The 2,139-nt window shown below is 69.8% G+C and carries 2 protein-coding genes; both read left to right on the plus strand.

From position 1 onward, the window contains the following. Positions 1-38: 38 nt before the first annotated feature. Positions 39-944, plus strand: a complete 906-nt coding sequence (gene paaX, locus CH341_RS30860) for a phenylacetic acid degradation operon negative regulatory protein PaaX (RefSeq protein WP_111423447.1) — start codon at positions 39-41, stop codon at positions 942-944. A 159-nt stretch (positions 945-1,103) separates the two neighbouring features. Then, positions 1,104-2,096, plus strand: a complete 993-nt coding sequence (gene paaA / locus CH341_RS30865; RefSeq protein WP_111423444.1) for a 1,2-phenylacetyl-CoA epoxidase subunit PaaA — start codon at positions 1,104-1,106, stop codon at positions 2,094-2,096. Positions 2,097-2,139: the final 43 nt, after the last annotated feature.

Consider the following 2,139-nt stretch of genomic DNA (forward strand, 5'->3'; position numbering starts at 1 on the left):
GTGGCGCCGCCCACGCCGGCGCGTCGCGCCCGCGGCGCATGAGCCCGCCCCGTCCCGCGCCTGCGAACGGGCGAAAGCTGCCCCGCGCCGCGCTGGGGCAGATCCTCGACCAGCTCCGCCACGAGCCGTCGCGCACCTGGTCGATCATCGTCACCATTTACGGCGACGCCATCGTGCCGCGCGGCGGCAGCGTCTGGCTCGGCACGCTGCTGCAGATTTTCCAGGCGCTGGACATCGCCGAGGGCGTGGTGCGCACCGCCATGTCCCGGCTCGCCGCCGACGGCTGGCTGGAGCGCCACAAGGTCGGACGCAACAGCTTCTATCGTCTGGCCCCGAAAGGCCGCACCACGTTCGCCCAGGCGACCCGGCACATCTATGCGGCACAGCTCCCGGCCTTTCCGGGCCATGTCGATCTGGTGCTGCTCGCCAATGGTCCCGACCGTGACGCCGTGCGAGCGGCCCTCGACACCGCCGGCTGGGGCTCGCCGGCCGCGGGGGTTTTCGTCGCACCCGGCTGGCCGTTGCCGGACGCGGCCGCCGGCGAGCTGGGCCTGAAGGTCACCGGCGAGCCCGCGGCCCTGCGCGACCTCGCCGCGCGAAGCTGGCCGCTGGACGCCACGGCCGAGGCCTATCACCGTTTCATCGAGACCTTCGAGCCGTTGCGCGCCGCACTCGACAGGGAGGCCGTGCCGACCGACATCGAGGCCCTGGTGGCGCGCGTGCTGCTCATCCACGAATACCGCCGCATCGTGCTGCGCGATCCGGTGCTGCCGGCCGCACTGCTGCCGGCAGACTGGCCCGGCACGGCCGCCCGCACCTTGTGCGCCGGCCTCTACCGCGATCTGCTCGAGCCGTCCGAACGCTGGCTCGACGCGCACGCCGTCGACGAGTCCGGCGCTCCGCTGCGGCGCGGCAAGGACGTGCTGCGACGCTTCCGCGACTGACCGGCCGAACCGACAAGCGCTCACCAGCGGCTCGCGATCTCACAAATCGGCAGCGCTCGCGAATATGTTACAGGATGGCGTTGCCTTCCGGTTTTTCGTTACATATACTAAGTCCAACACGCGCGAGGAATCCAACCTCGAACCCCCGGGAGCACGCGCATGTACACGCAGGGCCTCAACAGCGGTACGGAGACGGGCGAGCGGCAGCTCGAGGATGCGGCCCTGCTGCAGCGCTTCCAGGAGCGCATCGACGCCGAGGAGCGCATCGAGCCGAACGACTGGATGCCGGAGGCGTATCGCCGGACGCTGGTGCGCCAGATCTCGCAGCACGCCCATTCCGAGATCATCGGCATGCAGCCGGAGGGCAACTGGATCACCCGCGCGCCGTCGCTGCGCCGCAAGGCCGCGCTGCTCGCCAAGGTCCAGGACGAGTGCGGCCATGGGCTCTATCTTTATGCGGCCGCTGAGACGCTCGGCATTTCGCGCGAAGAGCTGGTCGACCAGCTTCTGAGCGGCAAAGCAAAATACTCGTCGATCTTCAACTACCCGACCCTGACCTGGGCCGATATCGGCGCGATCGGCTGGCTGGTCGACGGCGCCGCGATCATGAATCAGATCCCGCTGTGCCGCTGCTCCTACGGCCCGTACGCGCGCGCCATGATCCGGGTGTGCAAGGAAGAGTCCTTCCACCAGCGCCAGGGCTACGAGATCATGCTGACGCTTTCGCGCGGCACCGCGGCCCAGAAGGAGATGGCACAGGACGCGCTGAACCGCTGGTGGTGGCCGTGCCTGATGATGTTCGGCCCGCCGGACGCCGCGAGCCAGCACACCGACGCCTCGACGCGGTGGAAGATCAAGCGCTTCACCAACGACGAGCTCCGGCGGAAATTCATCGACGCGACGGTGCCGCAGGCGCATTTCCTCGGCCTCACGGTTCCGGATCCGGACCTGAGATTCGACGAGTCGACCGGCCACTGGACGCACGGCGCCATCGACTGGGAGGAGTTCAGGCAGGTCGTCGCCGGCAACGGCCCCTGCAACGCCCAGCGCATGGAGCGCCGCCGCCGGACCGAGGAGGACGGCGCCTGGGTCCGCGACGCCGCCCGCGCCTTCGCCGAAAAGGAAAAGAGCCGCCACAAGGCGGCCGCGTAGCAGAACTCCGTCATTCCGGGGCGCGGGCCGCCGGCCCGCGAAC

The sequence above is a fragment of the Rhodoplanes roseus genome, assembly GCF_003258865.1.
GTDB lineage: Bacteria > Pseudomonadota > Alphaproteobacteria > Rhizobiales > Xanthobacteraceae > Rhodoplanes > Rhodoplanes roseus.